The organism is Stenotrophomonas sp. YJH_SMC_16 (genome assembly GCF_059367875.1).
This window is the reverse complement of sequence record NZ_JCAFRH010000007.1, coordinates 13,125-35,973: the sequence shown is the minus strand read 5'-3', so window position 1 is coordinate 35,973 and position 22,849 is coordinate 13,125. Positions and strand designations below refer to the sequence as shown.

The 22,849-nt window shown below is 67.7% G+C and carries 20 protein-coding genes; 5 read left to right on the top strand and 15 right to left on the bottom strand.

Translation table 11 applies throughout. From position 1 onward, the window contains the following. Positions 1-65: 65 nt before the first annotated feature. From AC5P6E_RS15835 to AC5P6E_RS15800, 8 genes are all read right to left on the bottom strand, one after another. Entirely contained in the window at positions 66-692 is a 627-nt protein-coding gene (locus AC5P6E_RS15835; protein WP_019336498.1) for a superoxide dismutase family protein, read from the bottom strand. Between the two features lie 31 nt (positions 693-723). After that, the gene (locus tag AC5P6E_RS15830; RefSeq protein WP_019336497.1) at positions 724-1,293 is read right to left on the bottom strand and encodes a superoxide dismutase family protein; all 570 of its coding nucleotides are present in this window, start codon (positions 1,291-1,293) and stop codon (positions 724-726) included. Between the two features lie 93 nt (positions 1,294-1,386). After that, positions 1,387-2,835 (bottom strand): nitrogen regulation protein NR(I), encoded by a 1,449-nt coding sequence (gene ntrC / locus AC5P6E_RS15825; protein WP_019336496.1) that lies wholly within the window; start codon positions 2,833-2,835, stop codon positions 1,387-1,389. Continuing rightward, positions 2,828-3,889 (bottom strand): two-component system sensor histidine kinase NtrB, encoded by a 1,062-nt coding sequence (locus AC5P6E_RS15820; protein ID WP_029380135.1) that lies wholly within the window; start codon positions 3,887-3,889, stop codon positions 2,828-2,830. The genes ntrC and AC5P6E_RS15820 overlap by 8 nt, the downstream gene beginning before the upstream one ends. 114 nt (positions 3,890-4,003) lie before the next feature. Continuing rightward, positions 4,004-6,049, bottom strand: a complete 2,046-nt coding sequence (locus tag AC5P6E_RS15815; protein ID WP_495231080.1) for a TonB-dependent receptor — start codon at positions 6,047-6,049, stop codon at positions 4,004-4,006. A gap of 138 nt (positions 6,050-6,187) precedes the next feature. Further along, entirely contained in the window at positions 6,188-6,502 is a 315-nt protein-coding gene (locus tag AC5P6E_RS15810; RefSeq protein ID WP_008268793.1) for a hypothetical protein, read from the bottom strand. Between the two features lie 84 nt (positions 6,503-6,586). Beyond that, positions 6,587-7,762, bottom strand: a complete 1,176-nt coding sequence (gene mltA, locus AC5P6E_RS15805) for a murein transglycosylase A (protein ID WP_019336493.1) — start codon at positions 7,760-7,762, stop codon at positions 6,587-6,589. Positions 7,763-7,828: 66 nt separating this feature from the next. After that, a complete protein-coding gene (locus tag AC5P6E_RS15800; RefSeq protein ID WP_029550661.1) occupies positions 7,829-9,337 on the bottom strand; it encodes an alpha/beta hydrolase in 1,509 nt (502 codons plus the stop codon). Positions 9,338-9,575: 238 nt separating this feature from the next. On the opposite strand from AC5P6E_RS15800, the gene AC5P6E_RS15795 reads away from it, so the two are divergent. Both AC5P6E_RS15795 and AC5P6E_RS15790 read left to right on the top strand, forming a co-directional pair. Then, a complete protein-coding gene (locus tag AC5P6E_RS15795) occupies positions 9,576-11,174 on the top strand; it encodes a histidine kinase (protein ID WP_483698450.1) in 1,599 nt (532 codons plus the stop codon). After that, positions 11,162-11,863: a LytTR family transcriptional regulator DNA-binding domain-containing protein gene (locus AC5P6E_RS15790; RefSeq protein WP_019336490.1), complete on the top strand. Its 702-nt coding sequence runs from the start codon at positions 11,162-11,164 to the stop codon at positions 11,861-11,863. The genes AC5P6E_RS15795 and AC5P6E_RS15790 overlap by 13 nt, the downstream gene beginning before the upstream one ends. A gap of 30 nt (positions 11,864-11,893) precedes the next feature. Here the strand turns inward: AC5P6E_RS15790 and AC5P6E_RS15785 are convergent, their stop codons facing one another. From AC5P6E_RS15785 to glnA, 4 genes are all read right to left on the bottom strand, one after another. Next, positions 11,894-12,640 carry an N-acetylmuramoyl-L-alanine amidase gene (locus tag AC5P6E_RS15785; RefSeq protein ID WP_019336489.1) on the bottom strand — a complete coding sequence of 249 codons (747 nt, stop codon included), beginning with the start codon at positions 12,638-12,640 and terminating at the stop codon, positions 11,894-11,896. Positions 12,641-12,885: 245 nt separating this feature from the next. Next, positions 12,886-14,313 (bottom strand): ammonium transporter, encoded by a 1,428-nt coding sequence (gene amt / locus AC5P6E_RS15780; RefSeq protein WP_019336488.1) that lies wholly within the window; start codon positions 14,311-14,313, stop codon positions 12,886-12,888. 21 nt (positions 14,314-14,334) lie between these two features. Then, a complete protein-coding gene (locus tag AC5P6E_RS15775; RefSeq protein WP_004134334.1) occupies positions 14,335-14,673 on the bottom strand; it encodes a P-II family nitrogen regulator in 339 nt (112 codons plus the stop codon). A gap of 345 nt (positions 14,674-15,018) precedes the next feature. Continuing rightward, on the bottom strand, positions 15,019-16,428 hold the full coding sequence (glnA, locus tag AC5P6E_RS15770; RefSeq protein WP_010487206.1) for a type I glutamate--ammonia ligase: 1,410 nt from the start codon (positions 16,426-16,428) through the stop codon (positions 15,019-15,021). Between the two features lie 224 nt (positions 16,429-16,652). On the opposite strand from glnA, the gene AC5P6E_RS15765 reads away from it, so the two are divergent. The 3 genes from AC5P6E_RS15765 (at position 16,653) to AC5P6E_RS15755 (ending at position 18,927) form a co-directional block, all read left to right on the top strand. Beyond that, the gene (locus AC5P6E_RS15765; RefSeq protein WP_010487209.1) at positions 16,653-17,447 is read left to right on the top strand and encodes an undecaprenyl-diphosphate phosphatase; all 795 of its coding nucleotides are present in this window, start codon (positions 16,653-16,655) and stop codon (positions 17,445-17,447) included. Positions 17,448-17,520: 73 nt separating this feature from the next. Next, complete coding sequence (locus AC5P6E_RS15760; protein ID WP_019336486.1) at positions 17,521-18,348, top strand: META domain-containing protein; 828 nt, start codon at positions 17,521-17,523, stop codon at positions 18,346-18,348. A gap of 129 nt (positions 18,349-18,477) precedes the next feature. Beyond that, entirely contained in the window at positions 18,478-18,927 is a 450-nt protein-coding gene (locus tag AC5P6E_RS15755) for an META domain-containing protein (protein WP_019337127.1), read from the top strand. 132 nt (positions 18,928-19,059) lie between these two features. Here AC5P6E_RS15755 and AC5P6E_RS15750 read toward each other — a convergent pair whose 3' ends face one another. The 3 genes from AC5P6E_RS15750 to AC5P6E_RS15740 are packed head-to-tail and all read right to left on the bottom strand — an operon-like array spanning position 19,060 to position 22,797. Further along, positions 19,060-19,671 carry a YbhB/YbcL family Raf kinase inhibitor-like protein gene (locus AC5P6E_RS15750; protein WP_019337126.1) on the bottom strand — a complete coding sequence of 204 codons (612 nt, stop codon included), beginning with the start codon at positions 19,669-19,671 and terminating at the stop codon, positions 19,060-19,062. Positions 19,672-19,681: 10 nt separating this feature from the next. Continuing rightward, entirely contained in the window at positions 19,682-21,751 is a 2,070-nt protein-coding gene (locus tag AC5P6E_RS15745; RefSeq protein ID WP_305730311.1) for a tetratricopeptide repeat protein, read from the bottom strand. 56 nt (positions 21,752-21,807) lie between these two features. Next, complete coding sequence (locus tag AC5P6E_RS15740) at positions 21,808-22,797, bottom strand: YheT family hydrolase (protein ID WP_029380138.1); 990 nt, start codon at positions 22,795-22,797, stop codon at positions 21,808-21,810. Between the last annotated feature and the right edge of the window lie 52 nt (positions 22,798-22,849).

Genomic DNA, 22,849 nt, shown 5'->3' with positions numbered 1-22,849 from the left:
CAGAAAGCGATGCAAAGAAAAACGCCGGCTTGCACCGGCGTTTTCCGTTTCCAGCAAAAGCGCCCTTACGGGGCCTTCTGGATCACCGCACATGCCAGGCGCGCGCCGGCGTTGCCGGTCGGCTGGGTCTTGTAGTCGTCCGCGTCGGCGTGGACGATCAGGCCACGGCCGATGATGTCGAAGTCATCACCCTTGCCGATGTTGACGTTGCTCGACACCGGGCCGTCGATGGTGGCCACGCCCTTGTCGTCGGCCTTGATGTTGGGCATGTCGCCACCGTGGTGCGGATCAGCGGACACGCTGCCGTGATCCTGCTTGCCCGGGTTGAAGTGGCCACCGGCGCTCATGCCGTCCGGGGCGCTGCAGTCGCCCTTCTCGTGGATGTGGAAGCCGTGCTCGCTGCCCGGCTTCAGGCCGCTGATCTGGCCGGTCACGTGGACCTTGCCGTCAACCACCTTGAAGGTGACGCTGCCCTTGGTCTCGTTACCCTGGGTCGGTGCCAGTTCCGCGGTGGCGGTGGCATCGGTGGCCGCTGCAGCGGCCGGCGCCGGCGTTGCGGCCGGTTCGGTGGTGGCGCCGTCGGCCGGTGCGGCCGGCGGGGTTTCAGCCTGCGGCGCGGCCGGCTGCTGGTTGCAGGCCGCCAGGCCCAGTGCAGCAATGGCTGCGAACAGCGACGTGTGGATCAAACGCATGGAATCTCTCCCTGGATGATGCCTGCAGTGATCAGCGGACAACCCGGATCACGCCACAGGCGATGCGGACGCCGGCATTGCCGGCGGGCTGGCTGCGATAGTCGTCGGCGTTGGCATGCACGACCAGTGCACGTCCGGCGATATCGGTGGCGGCGCCTCCGCCAAGGGTAACGCCCTTGAGGTGGATATCGACGTTGGCGCGGCCCTGGGCGTCGGCACGCAGATTGTCCATGTCGCCCAGGTGGTGCTTGCCGGTGCCGGCGCGGCCGTGCGCAGCGCCACCGGGATTGAAGTGATTGCCGGCACTGCTGGCATCCACCGCGCTGCAGTCGCCACGCTCATGGATGTGGAAGCCGGCCTGCTGCATCGGCTGCAGGCCACCGATCAGGCCGGTGATGTGGAGACCACCGGGCTCCACCATCAGCGCGATGCGGCCACTGACGATGCTGGCCGAGGCCGGCGAGAGATTGGCCTCGGCCTGTTTCGCGGCGCTGACCACGGTCGGTGGTGGCGGGGTGGGCCCGGCCTTCTTCGGCGCGCTGCCACAGGCAGACAGCAGCACGGCGGCGGACAACGGCAGGATGGCAAAGGACAGACGCATCGAAGACTCCTTGCAGGTGACACTACGGACGGCATCGTCCATGAACGATCAACGGTTCGGCAAGCGGGCGCGAGGATCGCGTGCAGGGACCGTTCAATGGCCCCCGCGGCGGCGGCCAGCGCCCAGCTTGCGGGTAAGGGTATTGCGGCCCAGGCCCAGGCGGGCAGCGGCTTCGGCACGACGGCCATGGGTGATCTGGAGCGCGGCCTCCAGCAGGGCATGGTCGACCCGCTCACGCACCTGCGCGTGCAACCCTTCCACGCCTTCGGCCAGCTGACGGCGTGCCCATTCGGCCAGCAGCGCTTCCCACTGGCCGGGATCGGCACCGCTGGTGCTGCCGCGACGGCCGCGCGTGCGGTTCAGCGCGGTATCGACGTCGGCCACGCCGATGGTGTCGGCGGCGGCCAACGCCGCCATCCGCCAGCACACGTTTTCCAGTTCGCGCACGTTGCCCGGCCAGTCGTGTTCGCGCAGCGCCTGCAGTGCGGCAGCGGTCAGGCGCTTCGGCGGCGTATCCAGCTTGCGCGCGGCGGCGGCCAGGAAGGTGCTGGCCAGTTGCGCGATGTCCTCGCGGCGCTCACGCAGCGGCGGCAGCTGCAGGCGCACCACGTCCAGGCGGTGCAGCAGGTCGGCGCGGAACTTTCCCTGTGCAACCAGGCCTTCCAGATCCTGGTGGGTGGCGGCGACCACGCGCACATCGACGCGGATCAGCTCGCGGCCACCCACGCGGAAGAACTCGCCCTGCGCCAGCACGCGCAGCAGGCGCGTCTGCAGCGACAGCGGCATGTCGCCGATCTCATCGAGGAACAGCGTGCCGCCGTCGGCCTGTTCGAAGCGGCCGATATGGCGGCGCTGCGCGCCGGTGAAGGCACCAGCCTCGTGGCCGAACAACTCGCTTTCCAGCAGCTCGGACGGGATTGCAGCGGTATTGAGCGCGACGAACGGCCCCTGCGCGCGCGGCGATTCGCGATGCAGCGCATTGGCCACCAGCTCCTTGCCGGTGCCGGTCTCGCCGGTGATCAGCACCGCCAGCGGCGCCTGCGCCAGGCGGCCGATGGCACGGAACAGCGCGCGCATCGGCGGGGTATCGCCCACCAGTTGCGGCGGTTGGTCGCTATGCGCTTCCGCCGCAGGTGTGGGCGCCGCCAGTGCCGGCGCAATTGCCGGCAGCACACGCTGCGCCAGCGCCACCGCGTCGTCCAGGTCGAACGGTTTGGACAGGAATTCATGCGCGCCACCACGGAACGCACCGGCCGTGCTGGCCACATCGGTATAGGCCGACATCACCACCACCGGCAGCTGCGGCAATGCGGCTTTCAGCTTGTCCAGCAGCACCAGGCCGTCGTCGCCGGGCATGCGCACGTCGGTGAACAGCAGCGCCGGCGGTGGGCCCTCGTTCAACGCCTGCAACGCGGGCGCAGCGCTGTCGAAATCGACGACCTGGTAGCCCGCCTCGCGCAGCGCGGTGCACAGCACGAAGCGCACGGCACGATCGTCATCGACCACCCAGATGCGCTGCGGGGACGAAGAAGACTCAGACATCGCGCGGGGCCTCCTCGGCTGGGGCGGTGCCACTGACGATCGGCAGCAGCAGGGTGAACACGGTATGGCCCGGGCGCGAGCGGTAGGTCAGCGTGCCGCGGTGCTCGCGCGCCACCTGCTGGGCCAGCGCCAGGCCCAGGCCAGTGCCTTCGGCACGGCCACTGACCAGCGGCAGGAACAGGTGCTCGGCCAGTTCCTCGGGTACACCACGGCCGTCGTCGGCAATTTCCAGGCGCAACGCCAGCGTGTGCAGCTGCTCGGCGATGCGCACGCCATGCTCCACGCGGGTACGCAGGGTGATGTTGCCGGCACCGGCCTGGATCGCGTTGCGCACCAGGTTCCACACCGCCTGGGTGAGGCGGTCGGCGTCGCCATGGAATTCGGGAATGCTGGGGTCGTAGTCGCGCTGCAGGCGTACCGCCCAGCCGGCCTCGTTCTCGGCCAGTCGCAGCACGCGCTCAAGCGCGGCATGGATGTTCAGTTCGGCATGCGGCGCGGCCGGGGCCGGCGACAGCAGCTGGTCGAGCAGGCCGTTGAGGCGCTCGATCTCCGAGCCGATCAGTTCGATCAGCTCGCGTTCGCTGGCATCGCGCTGGGCCGCGCGGCGGGCCAGCAGCTGGGCCGCGCCCTTCAGCCCGGCCAGCGGGTTGCGCAGCTCGTGGGCCAGCCCCTTCAACGCTGCACTGAGCGCGCTGGGCAGGGCCTGGGTCGGGTCCAGCCCGGGGAATTCATCGACCGGATGCGCCTCCAGCAGCCAGCCGCCATCGTCGCGGCGGCTCATCCAGCCCTCGGCGAAGCGCGGGGCCTCGCCGGGCACCGCCAGCGCCAGCCGGTTCAGGCGCAGGCTGTCGCGTTCATCGCGGGCCAGGAAATGGGCCAGTGCCTCGCCCTGCACTTCCAGTGCGGCCAGCGGCCGACCCAACAGGCGCCGGACGCTGACGCCCAGCCAGCGGGCGAACGCCGGATTGCAGCCGGCAATGCAGCCATCGGCCCCGGCCCAGGCCAGCGGCGTGCCGAGGGCATCAAGGGACGGCGGGGGTGCGGGGTCGGACATTGCACCAATGTAGTGCAAAACGTGGGTTCGGGGTCAGAGCCCTTTCCTCGCGGAAAGGGCTCTGACCCCTGCCGCAGGTCGAGCAGGCTCGACCACTACCGGGTGCGTGGCCGATTACAGCTTCATGTTCAGGCCGACGAACACGCTGCGGCCCGGGGCAGGCGAGAACATCGGGCGGGCGCTGTCCCAGAAGAAGCTGTCGTACCAGGCGTAGGCGTACTCGCGGCCGGTGACGTTCTTCAGCTGCAGGTCCACGCTCCAGCGCGGGTTGATCTGGTACGCGCCGCTGAGGTCGAGCACGGCGAAGCCTCCGAACTTGCCGGCCGCGTTGCGCTCTTCCAGGTAGTAATCGCCCTGTGCACGCGCCTGCAGGCCCAGCCGCAGCGCATCAGTGGCGCGGTAGTCCACGCCCAGATTGCTGATGTGGCGCGGGGTGGCGGCCACTTCGCGGCCCTGCAGGGAAACGCTGGCATCGCGGTCGTCGCGGGTGATCTTCGCTTCCTGGTAGGCGTGCGAGGCCCAGACCGTCCAGTCGTCGCCCATCTGCAGGCTCAGCTGCGCATCCACGCCGCGTCGGCGGGTCTTGCCCAAGGTGACCGTCGTACCGGTAGCCGGCATGTTGGATACCTCGTTCTCTGCATCCTGCTGCCACACCGCCAGGCGTGCCTGGCTGCCGGCAAACGGCTGGAATTTCAGGCCCAGCTCCATGCCGGTGTTGGTGGACGGCTGCATCGGCGCCTGCCCCGGGGTGAGGTAGGCCGGTGCGGTGGAACCGGTCAGCACCTGGAAGGTGCGGCCCCAGTTCGCGTAGACGTGGGTGGTCTGGCCCAGGCTGTGGATGACGCTCAGCTTGGGCTGGCCGATCGTGCCGTAGTCCTGCAGGCGGGCGCTGATCCCGCTCATCAGGTGCGTGCTACCACTGAAGCGGTCGATACGGTAGGCCGGCACGATCTTCCACGCCTCGCCGGGCTGGTAGATGGCCTGCACGTAGGCACCCCAGTTGTCGAAGCTGTGGCGGTCGTTGTTCTGCACGCGCGCCGGTGCCTGGCTGAAATCGGTGGGTTCGGCGTAGGCGTAGCGCTCGCGGACGTAGCCGTTGTCCTGCTGCTCGTAGTTCAGGCCGCATTCGACGGTAAGCGCGGGGCTGGCCTGCCAGGTGAGCGTGCTGAGCAGGCCGGTCTGGCGCTCATCCCACACGCGGCGCTGGCGTGGCAGGTTGCCGGTGGGCAGGTCGCTGAAGGTCACGCGGCGGTCGTCTTCGTAGCGGTTGTAGTACAGCCGCGTGCCGAAGGTGAGCGCGTCGGACAGCTTCAGGTCCACGTGCGCGGCGATCTGCCGCATGTCGCGGTCATCGCCATCGTTGCCGTTGCGCAGGTCGCTGCCACGACGATGCGTGCGCAGTTCGTCGGCCGTCATGAAGCCGGGTTCGTCCGCTTCGTGGTGGTAGGCGCGCGCGCTCAGGCCCACGCGCAGGCCGTTGTCCAGCGACCCGTAGAACCATTTGCCACCCAGCGAATACTTCTTCGAGGTGTCGTGGTCGCGGTACCCATCGCTGGCCTGGGTGCCGACGAAGTAGTTCTGCGCGAAGCCATTGCTTTCGCGGCCGATCGCCAGCTGCGCATCGCGGGTGTTGTAGCTGCCGTAGGCCAGCCGCGCATCGGTGTAGTTGCCGCCCTGGCGCGTACCGAAGTTCACGTTGCCGCCGATGTTGTGCAGGCCGTAGCGCGGGTCGTTGGTTCCGCGCACCACTTCGATGTAGCTGATCTCCAGCGGGAACAGCATGTCGATGAAGCGCTGGTTGCCGCTGTTGACGTTGCTGGGGATGCCATCGATGAGGGTCTTGATGGCGTTGAGGTAGCCCTCGCCGTTGAAGGCGCGGAAGCTGACCTTGCCCGATTCGGCCCCCTGCCGGGTTTCGGTGAGCTGGATGCCGGGCATCTGCCCCAGCAGTTCCCAGCTGTGCGAGACGTTGCGGTCTTCGATCTGGTCCGCGCCCAGCACGTCCACCGAGGTCAGCACCTGGTGTGCGCTGAGCTGGCCTTCGCCATGCTGGTGCACCTGTACCTTGCCGAGGGTGAGCGCGGCATCGGCGGACTGTGCGAAAGCTTCAGGGGCGAACGGAGCGGCCGCGAGGGCGGCCACCAGCGTGGAGGTCTTCATGGGGGTGGAAGGGTGCGGATGAAATGTAATCATATAACATTTCACACGCCTGCCATGTAGAGTCGAGCCATGCTCGACGGCTCCTGGCAAACAGCAGTCGAGCATGACTCGACTCTACACAGCGGGGTGGAGCGGTGCTTACACCGGGTAGCCGGTGGCTTCCCTGGCCTTCTTCCAGGCGCTTTCGAATTCGCGCGCGGAGATTTCGTCGTCCTCGTCGAAATCCAGGAACGACACCGGCTGGTCGGCCAGCAGGAAGCGGTCGTCGCTGTGGGCATGCTCGTCGGCCCAGACCATCTTGGTGCCGTAGATTTCCACCTGGCGCACGATCTTCTCGCCGCGTGCTTCCATCAGCACGTTGCCCTTGCCCAGGCCCGATTCGGCCCAGTGCTTGTAGTACTTCTTTGCGGCGGATTTCGCGCCGGATCTTGCGTTGTGCTTTGCGTAGGTCATTGCGGAGGTCCTGGCCGCAGACGCGGCCGGAAAGTTCGGAATGGCGCCATTATCGCCCGACCTTGCAGCACGCAGGTGAGCGCTTCATTGGGCCGGCGCCGGCAACGCCACGCCCTTCGGCCACAGCATCCAGATGTTGCCCTTCTGCTTCATGTCACCGGCCAGCTTGCCGGCGGCATCGCCGCTGCCCCAGTACAGGTCGGCGCGCACTTCACCGGCGATGGCACCGCCGGTGTCCTGCGCGGCCACCGGGCGCACCACCGGGCTGCCGTCCGGGCGCGTGGTGGACAGCCACAGCAGGCTGCCCAGCGGCACCACGGTGCGGTCCACTGCCACGCTGTAACCGGCGGTGAGCGGCACGTTCAGTGAACCGCGTGGACCTTCCGGGCTGTCCGGGTTGCGCACGAAAAACACGTAGCTGGGATTGCTGCGCAGCAGTTCCGGCACGCGTGCGGGATTGGCTCGGGCCCAGGTGCGGATGGCGTCCATGGTGACGTCTTCCTTCTTCAGCTGGCCCTGGTCCACCAGCCAGCGACCGATGGCGCGGTACGGGTGGCCATTCTGTTCTGCATAGGCCAGCCGCACCTGCGTGCCATCGCCCAGTCGCACCCGGCCGGATCCCTGGATCTGCAGCAGCTGCAGGTCCATCGGATCAGTCAGCCAGGCCAGCACCGGCGCCTTGGCGCCCTTGGCCGCGATGGTACCGGCGTCGTCATAGGGCTTGAGCACCTTGCCTTCGACGCGCCCGCGCAAACGCTTGCCCTTCAGTTCCGGGTAGAGGCTCTCCAGCTGCACCACCACCAGATCATCCGGCGTGCCGTACACCGGCACCGTGGCAGTGGCCGTGCGGGTGAGGCTGCCGGGATAGATCGGTTCGTAGTAGCCGGTAATGAGCCCGTCGGCCTGGTGGCCGCCGGCACGCAGTGCATAGACATCCAAATCGCGCTGCAGGAACTGGCGGATCGCGGCCGGGTCCTTGTCCGCCACCGTCGCGGCGGTGGCGCAGGGTCTGGCCCAGACTGCATCGTTCTTCAGGCGGGTGCAGCTGCTGCGCCAGGCAACGAAGCCGGCCTGCAGATCGCTGTCGGAGACCGGCGGCAGTGCGCTCCATGCGACCTTGGCGTAGGTGGCCGCCGGCGGTGTGACGGCCGTCGGCACTTCGGATCCGGTGCGGGGGGCGGTGGTGGAACAACCAGCAAGCACGGCAAGCGCAAGAAGACTCCAGCACGTGCGGTTGAAGGGGGCGATGAGGTCAGTCATTGCCCCAATGTAGTGCAATCGGGCGTGGCGCAGGACCGGGATCGCATCCTGCGCCACACGACGGCCTTATCGCTTGCCGCCCAGCGACTCACTGCTGTGGGTGGCGAACACCGGCGGCGGCACGTCCAGCACGGTGTCGCTCACGGCGCGGCCAGCGAGGAAGTCGACGATGTTGCGGGCGATGGCGGGGTTGCCGGTCCACAGCTCGTTGTGGTGGCTTGCATTGCGCACCAGCAGCGCGTGGCCGTTGCTGAACCCCGGCAGCAGTGCAGCGGCATTGGCCGGGGGCGTGCGTCCATCCAGCGTGCCGCTGATGAACAGCACCGGCACCTCACTGTGTAGCGGCCGGCGGAAGCCCTCACCCAGATCGGCCAGGCCGAGGCCTTCGCCGATGGCCGGGAAGGGGAAGTTCAGCCCGTCGCCGAACAGGCTCTGGCGTGCCTGTGCTTCGGCCAGCGCCCGGCGCTGCGGGCTCTGCCCGGAAGCAACGTCCATCGCCAGGCCCATGGCCGGGAACTGTGCGAACTGGGCGCGCCCGATCAGCACCAGGTCTGCCAGCGGATCGTAGTTGCCGCGCTCGGCCTCGCGCAGCACCAACGGCAGCCATTGCTGGGTGATGCGCTGCCCCAGCATGTTGGCGATGACGATCTGCGCGTCGTACAGGCCGATGGTGACCTGCTTGCCCGCATGCATGTGGCTGCGGCCCTGCCGCGGCTGCTCACGCAGCGCTTGCAGCACGCGGGTGACCGATCCGGCGAGATCGTCGAAGCCGTCTTTGCGCGCAAGCACTGTCAGCTCCTGCAGCAGCGCGTCGCTGCTCAGCGGCAGCTTCAGCGTATCGTCGGGCCCTTCGGACCCCATCAGCACCACGCGCTCCAGACCGGCACCATGCAGGCGTACCGTGGCCAAGGCCAGATGGGTGCCGTAGCTCATGCCCCACAGGCTGATCTTCGGCACGTCCAGCGCGCGCCGCAGGTCGTCGAGGTCACCGGCACTCTCGGCCGTGGTGTAAGCGCCGAGATCGACGCCGGCCTGACGCCAGAACGCTACACACTTCGCCGCCGTGGCCTGCACTGCGGCCAGGGCCGTATCGCGCTGCAGGGGTTGGGCGTCGTCGAAACGTGTTTCATGCGGACATTCCGGCGGCGGCTCGGACTGGCCGGCGCCGCGCTGGTCGAGCAGCAGCACGTCGGATTCGCGCCGCACCTGGTCGAACACAGGCCAGCGCGGACCCCGTGCAGTGTCGATACCGGAACCACCCGGACCACCCGCCAGGTAGACCACCGGTGCCGCGCGGCCATTGCCGGCCGTCGCGCGCAGGCGCACCACCTTCAGGTGCAGGCGCGGACCGTCCGGCTCGCTGTGCCGACGCGGCACCTCCAGCGTGGCGATCTCGGCGGGAATATCGCCATGGCCCTTGGTCTGCAGTGTGTAGGGCTCGAATGTCAGCGCCGCCGGACTGGCCTGCGCGGGAAGGGCCGCGGCCAGGGCCAGGCAGAGCACGGCGAGGGTGGCAGCCACGACAGGGCGACGAACCTGGAAACGGCCGGCGGAGGTAGAGGCGCTGCGGGTCATGTTGGGCTCCGATGGAAGGATGTGCACCGCCAGCATCTGCTCCCTCGCCGCGCTGCGGGCGCGTCCATCTGCCGAACGTCTCCAGACGGCAGCCCAATGTCTCCGCGCAGCCGATACGATGGCCGCCATGCAGATCCTACGAACCCTGGCTGTCCTCGTTGTATTGCTTGCGGCCGTCGCCGCGTGGCTGATCGCGACGACGCCCCCGCCCGGAATGGTGCAGCTGCGCGGGGCGGAGATGGCACCTGCGAACCTCGGAGCATCCGGCCCCCTGCCGACGCGACCGGCGCAGGACCTGGCTTGGCAGCCACTGGACCAACGCGCGCTGGCGCGCTGGCGCGGCCCGTACTGGCTGCGCTGGCATGTGCCTGCGCCGGCTGTCGCCGGTGATCACGGCCGCGCCCTGCGACTGTCGCTGCGCGCGGCCAGCCAGCTGTACTGGAATGGCACACCGTGGATCAGCAATGGCGTGGTCGGCCGTACCGCCGAAGAAGAGCGGCCGGGACGCATCGACATCGTCCGCGTGCTGCCGCCTCCTTCGGCCAACGCCAGCGATGAGCTGGTGGCGCTTGCGTCCAGCCAACAGCAACGCTTTGCTCTGCATGGTGCCAATGCGATGGTACTGATCGCGCCTGCCGCCGTGCTGTACGGCCAGGTGATCCTGCCGTGGCTGATCGCCGCGTTCGCCACCGGTGCGCTGGCGGCAGCGTGCCTGTACTTCCTGGCCGTGCTGCGGGGACAGGCGCACAAACCCGGCGCGCGGCTGCTGCTGGCGCTGGGGGTGGTGGGACTTGCACTGCCCGCGGTCGAGGCGTGGCGATCACTGCTGGGCTACACCTACCCGTGGCACGGCGTTCGCCTGGTCGCGCTGCTTGCACTGCATGTCATCGCGGCCGTGCTGCTGCCAGCCTATCTTGCGCGTCGCTTCGAGGTGGTCGTGCCCAAGGCAAGTGGTTTCATCTATCTGGCGCTGATCATGGCCGCGGCCATCGCATTGCCCGGCTTCGACACCCGCTCAGCGGCGGTGCTGCTGTTGAGCCTGCTCGCCTCGGTGTGGGTGCTGCTGCGCACGCCTGCGGGGCAGGAAGACCGATGGCCGATCCTGGCGCTGCTGTCTGCCGGCCTGCTCGCGCTGCTGGTCGCACGCGGCGCCTTCCTTGATGGCCCTTACTTCCTGCTGCTGGCGGTGCTGATGGTGTTCCTGCTACTGCGCCACGCTGCCCAGTTGCAGGCGCTAGACCGGCACAACGCCCGGCTGCGCGAAGAACGCGCGCAGCTGTCGTTGCAGTTGTTGCAACGGGGTATCCAGCCGCATTGGCTGATGAACACGCTGACCTGCCTGCAGGAGCTGATCGAACAGTCACCGATGCGCGCCAGCCGCCTGGTGGAGTCATTGGCTGATCAGTTCGATCGCCTGCGCGACAGCAGCAGCCGCCAGAGCGTACCCCTGCAGGACGAGTTGGCGTTGTGCCGCAGCCATCTGGATATCGTCGGTCTTGCTCTGGACCGGCGCATGATGCTGGACGTCGAGGGCGAGGATGCGGCGATTTCGTTGCCGCCCGGCATCCTGCATGCGCAGGTGGAAAATGCACTGACCCATGCCGGTGCTGTCGCCTGTGCACTGCACCCTTTCCGCCTGCGCGTGCAGCGCGACAACGCGCGCTGGATACTGGAACTGCACAGTGCGCGAGGCTCGGCCCCGCATCGCGGACGTGGCACCGGCACGCGCTACATCGAGGCCAGTCTGGCGGCAGCCAGCCCCGCCGGCTGGAGCTTCGTGCAGGGCATCGACGGTGACCACTGGTGTGGCCGGATCGAGCTGACATGCGCATCCTGATCGTCGAGGACGAGCCGCTGGTGCGACAGCGCCTCCTGCGCCTGTGCGGCGAGGTGGCCGGTGCACGGGCGCGTTTCGATGCGGTGGCCGATCTGGAAGCGGCCGGCGACCGCTTGCAGCGCAGCGTCTACGACGGCCTGCTGCTGGACCTCAACCTTGGCGGCGACGATGGCTTCGAGCTGCTGCGCCGCGCCGTGGCCGGGCGCTACCAGTGCGTGGTGGTGTCGGCACACCGCGAGCGCGCATTGCAGGCGTTCGAACACGGCGTACTCGACTTCGTACCCAAGCCCTTCTCACGCGAGCGCCTTGCCCAGGCGCTGGAACGCCTGCTCGATACCGGTGGCGTCCGCGCCGGTCGCGCGCGGTATCTGGGCATCTGGCGTGCGCAGGGTACAGCGACCGTCGAACTGGCGGACGTGCTGTGGATACGCGCCGACGGCGACTACTGCCAGGTGCGCCTGCGCGACGGTGGCAGTGAACTGCATGACAAATCCCTGGCCGCGCTGGCCAGCGTGCTGCCTGCGGATTTCGTCCGCTGCCATCGTTCCTACCTGGTCAACCTGCGCCAGGTGCGTACCCTGCATGCGGCCTCGGGCAGCCGCTACTGGCTGGTGCTGAGCGACGGCAGCGAGTTGCCTGTTGGGCGCGCGCATGTGGCGGCACTGCGCAGCGAGCTGGGGATGGAGTGAGGCTGCCAGCCATGGGCTGGCACTACTGGCTCATGGGGTCTGCAGCAGCAGTGAATGCAGGATGCGGGCGTCCTCGGCATCCAGCGTCTTCGGCAAGTCGTCGCGGCCACGGAAACGGCGGTGGAAGGCGGCGACGGTGGCTTCGCGGTTGTCCAGCGGATAGCCGAAGCGGGCCAGTGCATTCCACGCATCGAAGCCTTCCGGCGCAGCACCATCCGCAGCGCGCGGCCAGACCCCGAACCCGGCCTCGGCCAGCTGCTGCCAGGGGAAGAAGCGGCTCGGATCCTGCTTGCGCGTCGGTGCCAGGTCGGCGTGGGCGATCACCTGGCGCGGCGGGATGTTCAACCGGGTGGTGAGATCGCGAAGCAGCACGATCAGCGATTCGATCTGCGCCGCACTGAACGGGCTGCGGCCATCGTTGTCGAGTTCGATGCCGATCGAGGCCGAATTGAGATCGGTGATGGTGCCCCAGCGTCCGGCCCCCGCATGCCAGGCGCGGCGCACATCGGCCACCAGCTGGTAGCGATGGCCATCGGCGCCGATCAGGTAGTGCGCGCTGACCGGTCCACCACTGTTGGCCGTGCGCAGAGTGTGCAGGCTCTGCTGCACCGATTTCTGCTCGGTGTGGTGGATGACGATGATGACCGGCGTGCGCGCGTTCTGGTTGGGCGACGGCACCCAGGTGGCGAGCGGGTTGTGCGTCTCCCGTGGCGCGGAGGCACAGGCGGCCAGCAACAGGCAGGCCGAGAGCATGAAGGCAGTGCGGATCGGGCGCATGGCCTGATTGTGCGCGATCGGGCGCGATGATGCATGCCGCCGTGCCGAGCAAGCTTGGGACCCACCAGAGAGGATGCGGTAGATCCACGCCATGCGTGGATGGGCTACCGGCTGTGCCGACCAACGGTCGGCACCCACCAGAGCAGACCCAGACCCCGTGCCAAGCAAGCTTGGCACCTACCAGAACGAGGACAGTGGAAGTGCCGACCAACGGTCGGCACCCACCCCGTCCATGCACCGCTACTTCAGGCCTCGTAGGCCGATTCGCCGTGCGAGGTCACATCCAGGCCGGTGCGCTCTGCCTCTTCGGTCACGCGCAGGCCGACCACGACCTTGACCACCAGCAGGATGACCGCGGTCACCACGGCCGACCACACCACGGTGAGACCGACACTGACCACCTGCACCCACACCTGGTGGCCGATATCCAGATCGGCCTTGGTGCCACCCAGCGACTGCGCACTGAACACGCCGGTAAGGATCGCGCCGACGATGCCGCCGACGCCATGCACACCGAACACGTCGGCGGTGTCGTCCACCTTCAGCAGGCGCTTGAGGCCGGTCACGCCCCACACGCAGACCACGCCGGCGACGAAGCCGATGACGATCGCGCCGAGCGGGCCGACGGTGCCGCAGGCCGGGGTGATGCCGACCAGGCCGGCCACCGCACCCGAGGCCGCGCCCAGTGCCGACGGCTTGCCCTTGCTGATCGCTTCCACCAGCGTCCAGCCGAGTACAGCCGCAGCCGTGGCCAGCACGGTGTTGAGGAAGGCCAGTGAAGCTACGGTATCGGCCGCAGCGGCGGAGCCGGCGTTGAAGCCGAACCAACCCACCCACAGCAGCATCGCGCCGATATAGGTGAACGGCACGTTGTGCGGCTTCAGCGCGGTCTGGCCATAGCCCAGGCGCTTGCCGACGAACCATGCGGCCACCAGGCCGGCAACGCCTGCGTTGATGTGGACCACGGTGCCACCGGCGAAATCGATCGCGCCCATCTCACCCAGGTAGCCGCCCCCCCAGACGATGTGCGCCATCGGGATGTAGCTGAGGGTGAACCACAGCGCCGAGAACAGCAGCACCGCACGGAACTTGATGCGTTCGGCGAAGGCACCGACGATCAGCGCAGTGGTGATGCCCGCGAAGGTCGACTGGAAGGCGACGAACAGGTAATCCGGCAGGCCCTTGATCGGCGTGTTGCCGACCGACTCCGGAGTGAAGCCCTTGAGGAAGGCGAATTCGGTGAACGAGCCGAAGAATGGGTTGCCGGCGCTGAATACCGCACTGTAGCCGTACGCCACCCACAGCAGCAGCACCAGCGAGAACACCACCAGGATCTGGCTGAGTACCGACAGCACGTTCTTCGAACGCACCAGGCCGCCGTAGAACAGGGCAAGGCCCGGCACCACCATCAGCAGCACCAGCAGGGTGGAAGTGAGCATCCAGGCCACGTCACCGTGGTCGAACGCCGGGGCCGTTGCTTCGGCAGCGGCAGGTGCTGCGGCCACCGGGGCCTGCAACGGTTCAACCGCTACGGTTTCGCTCGGCAGCGGCGACACCTGTGCCTGGGCATGGGCGCTGCCCGGCCACGCACCGGCGGCGAACGCGCTGAGCAGCATCAACAGCCACACGACATGGAACCGGGCTTGCCACCCGGTGAGAAGGCGCATCTTCATGGGGGAGTCTCCGGAAGGGGGTTACAGCGCGTCGGCACCGATTTCGCCGGTGCGGATGCGGATGACCTGTTCGACGGCGGTGACGAAGATCTTGCCGTCACCGATCTTGCCGGTGCCTGCCGACGACTGGATCGCTTCGATCACCGCGTCGGCACGCTCGTCGGTGACCACGGTTTCGATCTTGATCTTGGGCAGGAAATCGACGACGTACTCGGCGCCGCGATACAGCTCGGTGTGGCCCTTCTGGCGACCGAAGCCTTTCACTTCGGTCACGGTGATGCCCGACACGCCTGCGTCGGACAGGGCCTCGCGGACCTCGTCGAGCTTGAACGGCCGGATGATGGCGGAGATCAGTTTCATGCGCATGTCCCGATGGTGGATGGGGCCAGCGCGCAGACGCGCGTTGGCATCAGGCAACCCGCGGCCATCAGATGATGGCCGTGGCTGTTGCACCGGACACATACAGGGCCGGGACGGCCGTGCCTCTCTCCTTGCACGACCGACGCGGGAGGGAGGGCGGCCCTGGTCGCGTATCCGGTCTTTCTCTTGCCCCTGGATAAGCGGGCCAAAGGCCCGCGTTCCAATGCAGCGGACCGACAGTCCGCTCTACAACGGCGGGCCTGCGCCCGCCTTGCGGCTCCCCAGCCGCGAGAACGGAAGCGATGGCGGCGGGTGGGAGGGGAAGCCCACCGCCATCGCATCCGGTCAGCTGGCGTAGTACAGCTGGTATTCCAGCGGGTGGGTGGCCGCGCGGAACTTGGTCACTTCCTGCATCTTCAGCGCGATGTAGCCGTCGATGAAGTCATCGCTCATCACGCCACCGGCCTTCAGGAACTCGCGGTCCTTGTCCAGCGCTTCCAGCGCCTGGTCCAGCGAGGAGCAGACCTGCGGGATCAGCTTCTCTTCTTCCGGCGGCAGGTCGTACAGGTCCTTGTCGCTCGGTGCGCCCGGGTCGATCTGGTTCTTGATGCCGTCCAGGCCGGCCATCATCAGCGCGGTGAAGGTCAGGTAGCCGGACTGGATCGGATCCGGGAAGCGCATTTCGATGCGGCGCGCCTTCGGGTTGGAGACCCACGGAATGCGGCACGAGGCCGAACGGTTGCGGGCCGAGTAGGCCAGCATCACCGGCGCTTCGAAGCCCGGCACCAGGCGCTTGTAGCTGTTGGTGCCCGAGTTGGCGAAGGCATTGATGGCCTTGGCGTGCTTGAAGATGCCGCCGATGTACCACAGCGCCAGCTGGCTCAGGCCACCGTAGCCGTCACCGGAGAACAGGTTGGTGCCGCCCTTGGACAGCGACTGGTGCACGTGCATGCCGCTGCCGTTGTCGCCGACGATCGGCTTGGGCATGAAGGTGACGGTCTTGCCATTGCGGTGCGCGACGTTCTTGATGACGTACTTCATGCGCAGCAGTTCGTCGGCCTTCTGCACCAGGGTGCTGAACTTGGTGCCGATCTCGCACTGGCCTGCGGTGGCCACTTCGTGGTGCTGCACTTCCACTTCGATGCCGACCTGTTCCAGGGTCTTGCACATCTCGGCGCGCAGGTCGTGCAGGGTGTCGGTCGGCGGCACGGGGAAGTAGCCACCCTTCACGCCCGGACGGTAGCCGCTGTTGGCGCCGTCGTACTTGGCACCGCTGTTCCAGGCGGCTTCTTCGGAATCGACCTTGAAGAAGGTATTGCCCATTTCATTGGCGAAACGGACCGAGTCGAAGATGAAGAATTCCGGCTCCGGGCCGAAGAACGCGGTTTCGGCGATGCCGGAGGACTTCAGGTAAGCCTCGGCGCGCTTGGCGATGCCGCGCGGGCAACGACCATACGGCTGCATGGTGGCCGGGTCCAGGATGTCGCAGCTGATCACGATGGTCGGATCGGCGTAGAACGGGTCGACGTAGGCGCTGGCAGTATCCGGCAGCAGCACCATGTCCGACTCGTTGATGCCCTTCCAGCCGGCGATCGAGCTGCCGTCGAACATCTTGCCTTCTTCGAACAGCGACGGCTCGATGATGCTGACCGGGAAGGTCACGTGCTGCTCGACACCACGCATGTCGACAAAGCGCAGATCGACGAACTCGATCTGGTTGTCCTTGATCAGCTTCTCAACGTTTTCCACGGACATCGGTACGACCTCGGATGGGGATGAATGCCTGCTGAGGTAGAGCAACGACCGTGCCAACTTTTCGCAGGCTGCAAGTCATTGATTTCAAAAAGGGTGCCCTGGACCGGTGCAAATCGGTGCGCACCAATTGGGTGCATCCAGCACCAGATGCACCCGTTTGGTGCAGCAGGGATCGTCTATCCTCTCGACCTTCTTCCTTCCTGCCGCGCGTGCCCGCACTGTCCATGTCCGACCTGCTCTCCGCCCTGCTGCTGGGCATCCTCGAAGGCTTGACCGAATTCCTGCCGATCTCCAGCACCGGCCACCTGCTCATCGCCCAGCACTGGCTGGGTGCCCGCTCGGACTTCTTCAACATCGTCATCCAGGCCGGCGCGATCGTGGCCGTGGTGCTGGTGTTCCGCCAGCGCCTGCTGCAGCTGGCCACCGGCTTGAACCAGCGCGAGAACCGCGAGTACGTGTTCAAGCTGGGCGCGGCCTTCCTGGTCACCGCCGTGGTCGGCCTGGTGGTGCGCAAGGCCGGCTGGTCGCTGCCGGAGACGGTCAGCCCGGTGGCCTGGGCACTGATCATCGGTGGCGTCTGGATGCTGCTGGTGGAGGCCTATACCGCGCGCCTGCCCGACCGCGACCAGGTGACCTGGACAGTGGCGATCGGTGTGGGCCTGGCGCAGGTGGTGGCCGGCGTGTTCCCCGGCACCTCGCGCTCGGCCTCGGCCATCTTCCTGGCCATGCTGCTGGGCCTGAGCCGCCGCGCCGCCGCCGCTGAGTTCGTGTTTCTGGTCGGCATCCCGACCATGTTCGCCGCCAGCGCCTACACCTTCCTGGAGATGGCCAAGGCCGGGCAGCTGGGCAGCGAGAACTGGGCCGACGTGGGCGTGGCCTTCCTTGCCGCGGCCGTCACCGGCTTCGTCGTAGTGAAGTGGCTGATGGGCTACATCAAGTCGCACAGGTTCACCGCCTTCGCCATTTACCGCATCGCGCTGGGCGCGGCGCTGCTGCTGTGGTTGCCGTCCGGCAGCTGAACAGCGCCGGGGCACGGTAACCCCGTTGTCGGCCCTACCCCGTTTCCCCCACGGTTCCCCAAGGAGAATCACCATGAACCGCAAGCTCACCCTGCTCCTCCCGCTGGCCCTGATGGCCGCCTGCAGCCAGACCCCGGCCCCGGCCGGCACCGGCGGCGACGACGTGGCCCCGGCCGTGGCCAAGGCAGCAGACCAGCAGACGCTGGCGCACCTGGACGCGCAGCGCCTGCAGAGCCAGCACTGGCGGCTGCAGCAGGCCACCGGCGCCGACGGCAAGCGCATCGACGCGCTGTTCGCCCGCGAAGACAAGCCGGTCACCCTGGACTTCGCTGAGGGCCGCCTGTCGGTCAGCAATACCTGCAACCGCATGGGCGGCGGCTACACCTTCGACGCTGGCAAGCTGAGCGTCAGCGCGATGGCGTCGACCATGATGGCCTGCACCGACAAGGCGCTGATGGCGCTGGACGAGGCCGTGTCGAGCCGCCTGCAGGGCGAGCTGAAGGCCGAGCAGGATGCCGATGGCAAGCTGACCCTGACCACCGCCAAGGGCGACGTGCTGGTGTTCAACCCGGAACCGACCGCTGAAACCCGCTATGGCGGCGCCGGCGAAACCGTGTTCCTGGAAGTGGCCGCGAAGACCGAGAAGTGCTCGCACCCGCTGATCCCGGACTACCAGTGCCTGCAGGTGCGTGAGGTCAAGTTCGACGACAAGGGCCTGAAGCAGGGTGAGCCGGGCAAGTTCGAGAACTTCTACGGCAACATCGAGGGCTACACCCACGAAGACGGCGTGCGCAACGTGGTGCGCGTGAAGCGCTACGAAGTGAAGAACCCGCCGGCTGATGCGCCGTCGCAGGCGTACGTGCTGGACATGGTGGTCGAGTCGGCCATCGAGAAGAAGTAAGAAAACAGAAGGGCGGCCGCGAGGTCGCCCTTCTTCCATGGGACACCTTGAAGTAGAGCCATGCTCGGCTGGGAAGAAGGCAGTCCAGCATGGCTCGACTCTACATACCCAACCGCCAAGGAGACAGGCATGATTCTTTCCCGCATTTTCGCGCTCCTGCTGGCCACAACGCCTGCCGGCCTCGCGGCAGCCAGTGATGCCAGCGATCTGCAACGCCTACAGGCATACGAGTGGCATCTCACCCACGCAGTCGACGGCAACGGCAAGCGCCTGGATGCACTGTTCATCGCCAGTGATCCGCCCGTCGGTCTGTTGTTCCGCGGCACCAGTGCCAACGTGCTGAACCTGTGCAACGGCATGGGCGGCCCATACACGTTGAAAGACAGCCAGCTCACGTTGGGCAGCATGGAACAGAACCTGAAGGGATGCTTCGGTGCCAAAGGCGAACAGGAAACCGAAGCCAAGCGCAGGATTCTGGGGGCCTCCACACTGATCATGGGTCGCGCGGGGCCGTTGACCCTGCATACCGCACGTGGCGACACGCTGGTGTTCGCGCCGGTGCCACTGAAAAACAGATGAGAAGTGCAGCCGGCAAGGTCGAGCCGGCTCGATCGGGGCTTTATAGAGGCCAGCCATGCTCGACTGGGCGAAAAGCAGGCGAGCATGGCTACAGAAAGCAAAGTCGGGTTTGGCCCGGCCCTGCAGACGCGCTCAACCCAGCGCAGGATTCAATGTGTAGGTACCGTGCAACGCCGCTTCGGCCAGCACGTGGCCGTGCATGGCACGGTACGCATCTGCGGCGGTGAAGCGTGCCGGAAGCTCCAACGAGGCCACGTCCAGCGCAAACACGCGGAAGAAGTAGCGGTGCACGCGTTCGTCGTTGAACGGCGGATACGGGCCGTCGTAGCCCAGATAGTCACCGGCCATGTCCGGATTGCCGGCAAACCAGCCGGTGAAGTCGTTCAGGCCCTGGCGGCTGCCGGCCGGGCCCGCCGGTGCGGTCTTGCCCTTCACCACGAAGCCATCGCTGCAGCTGCCGGCGGCGATCTCCTGCACCGAGGCCGGAATGTCGGCCATCACCCAATGCACGAAGTCGCAGCGCGGCTGGTCGCGCGGCACGGTCATGTCGCTGCGGCCGACCGTTTCCGCAACGGTCGGCACATCCGGATCCACGCACACCAGCAGGAACGAACGCGTGCCTTCCGGCGCGCCGTTCCAGGCCAGATGAGGGTTGCGGTCCGGCGCGAAGCCTGCGGCATCGCCAGCGGCGAACTCGCGGTCGATCGGCGCGCCGTTGGTCAGGCTGTGGCTGCTCAGTTGCATCGGCTTCTCCTTACTCTTCCGGGTAACCCAGGCGCACCGCAATCGGGGTGAGCTTGGCAAAGGCGGCGCTCATCACGTCGCGATAGTTGCGCCAGTGGCCCGGCGGGAAGCGCGGTGCGCCCAGCTGTGCGGCCGGCGGCATCTGCCGCTCGAACAGGCGTCCCAGCAGCTCGGCCATCGCATGCGGATCGTTGCCGATCTGGTCGATGCGCAGCAGCACGTGCGGGTACAGATCTTCCTCGTGCAGGGTGGCAACCTGCGCCAGCGCGCGCGCCAGCCATTCGCTGGCTTCAGCCAGCGAGGTCATCGCCAGCGGTGCGGCGGCGCCGTAGGCCACCCAGTCCAGCAGCATGTCGCGCGGATCACGCAGCACCAGCACCAAGCGCCCCTGCGGCAGCTGCGGGCGCAGCGCCCACAGCAGTGCGTTGTCCCACCACAGCAGCCAGTCGATGACGGCATCGCCCTGCACGCCGCGCGCGGGCAACTGCTCGCGCCAGCGCTGCACCAGGCGCTCCGGGGTCAGCACGCCGGAGGCGAGGTCCTGCAGCGTGTGGTAGTTCTGGAATGCATCATCCGGCGGATTGCTGGTGTAACGGTCGCTGCGCAGCACCGGGCTGGCGGCGGCCAGGCCGGTCGCAACCCGCTCCACGCCCGAACCCGGCGCGCCCCACAGGAAGATCGGCGCGGAGCTGGCATCAGCGTCGATCTCGCCCTTGTCCGGCCAGCTCGGCGGCGCCTTGGCCTGCGGCGGCAGCGGCAGGCGCTGCGGCGCCTGGTCGGCCTGCAGCGCCATCCACGTCTGCAACGCCTGTTCCGGCTGGCCAGCGCGATCCTGGATTTCACCCAGCCAGGTACGCAGGTCGGCGCGATGGCCGTCCGGCGCCCTGTCGATCAGCGCCTGCACGCGGGCGATCGCGGCGACCGGATCACGCTGCAACAGGCCTTCAACCAGGCGGGTTTCGCCGCTGACGCGGCCCGGTTCGAGACTGACGATACGCTCGGCGATGGCTTCAGCCTGTTCGTGTTCGCCCACCATGTCATGCAGGCGCAGGCGCGCTTCCAGGGCCGGCAGATGACCTGGCATCGCGTCCATCCAGCGTTCCACGGTCGCGGCGGCGGTCGGGCTGCCCACTTCTTCCACGGCCAGGCGCGCCAGCCACAGGTCGTGCAGCTGCGGGTGCTGCTCCAAGGCGGCGTCCAGGCGCGCGCGGGCCTCGTCTTCGCGGCCCAGGCGCTGCCAGGACATCAGCAGCAGCTGCAGCACCTGGCGGTCGTCGGGGATCGATTCCAGCAACGGCAGCAGGTGGTCCAGCGCCCGCAGCGGCTGGCCACCGCGCAGCGACAGTTCACCGGCCAGGCGGCGCATCGACGGCGTATCCATGCCTTCCTGCTGCAGGGCGATCTGCATCGCTTCGGCAGCCGCCTCCAGGTTGCCCTGGCGCAGCGCCAGCTGCACCACCAGGCCATGCAGCGAGCTGATGGCCGGGTTCAGTTCCAGCACGCGGCGGAACGCCTGCTCGGCGAAGGCCAGCATGTCCTTGCCCAGGTAGGCGAAGCCCAGCGCGTACAGCACGCGGGTGTCGTTGGGCTGCGCCTGGTTGGCCGCCGACAGCAGCGTCAGCGCACGATCCGGATCGTCACGGCGCAGCGCGATCATGCCGTCGATGGTCAGCAGTTCCGGGTGATCCGGCTCAACGCGCGAGGCCAGCGTGGACAGGCGCTGGGCTTCATCGAAGTCGTTGCGGCCGATCGCCAGGTGCGCCTGCATCAGGTAGGCGGAGAAGGAGTTCGGGTCGAGCCCGGTGGTGCGCGCCAGCGCTTCGTCGGCGCCTTCGTACTGGCGCAGGGCCAGCAGCAGGCCAGCATGCTGCAGGTGCAGCTGGGCGTCGTCCGGTGCCAGCTGCAACGCCTGCTGCAGGGCTTCCATGGCATCTTCGGCCTTGCCCTGCTGCTGCAGCGCAAGCGCCAGCCAGCGGTGGGCGCCGGCCTGGCCGGGTTCATCACGGGTCCATGCCTGGGCCAGCTGCACGGCCTGGTCGGCCTGGTTCTGGCGCAACGCTTGGATGATCTGGTCTTGCATGGCGGTCCGGTTCAAGTGCAAACCCGCATTGTAGCGGTCCGCGCACCGGTGCCGGTTCAGCCCGCCAGCACCCGCTGCAGGCGCTGCGCCACCCAGCGCTCGGAGAAGCCGTCACCCCGCCAGTTTTCCAGGAAGCCGCAGTGGCCTCCCCAGCAGGCGGTTTCCAGGTGCGCCTGGCGCGGCAGCTGCCAATCGCTGAAGGTCGCGTACGGGATCACCGGGTCGTCCTGCGCCATCAGGATGTCGGCCGGCACCTGCAGGGTGGACAGGCGGTCACCGGCAATCGAGTAGCCATCGAAATAGGCCTGCAGCGAGCCGAAGGTGGTGTGCCGTTCGACCAGCCAGGCGGTCAGTGCACGGATGTCCAGTTTCAGCACGCGGTCGTCGCAGTCGCTCAGCTCGGGGAACAGATCGCGCTTGCGGCGCAGCGAGCCGGCCCACTTGCGGCGGAAGTACCAGTCGTACATCGCCGGGCCGTTCTCGATGTTCTCCATGGTCAACGCCGGATCCAGCACCGGGCACACCGAGGCCACGCGCAGCAGCGGCACGCCGGCGGCCGGTGCACGCAGAGCCAGGCGCAGCACGAAGTTGCCACCCAGCGAATAGCCGGCGGCCACCAGCGGCAGCTGCGGCCAGCGCTGGGCGATGTCGCCTGCGGCGTGCACCACTTCATCGATGAGATTGGAGTGGAAGATGCCGGGATTGAGATGATGGGTGTTGCCGTGGTCGCGGAAGTTCAGCCGCACCACGTCGAAACCCTGCTCGATCATGCGCGCGGCGGCCATGCGCATGTAACTGGATTCGGCACTGCCTTCCCAGCCATGCAGCAGCAGCGCGACACCCTTCGGCTCGCGGCCTTCGACATGACTGTGCCAGCCCTGCAGGCGCACGCCATCACCGCCATCGAGGATCAGCTCTTCGCTGACTGCACCGGTGGCCGCCAGCAGCAGCAGGCCGCGCTGCAGGCGCATGCGGCTGGAACTGAGCATCGACTGCAGGTGCGGATTGCGCAGCCAGCGCGGCGGCTGATAGTCAGCCGCATGCAGCGTCGGCGTACCGGCGTCCAGGACAGGTGGCGGTATCAGGGCCACCGCACCC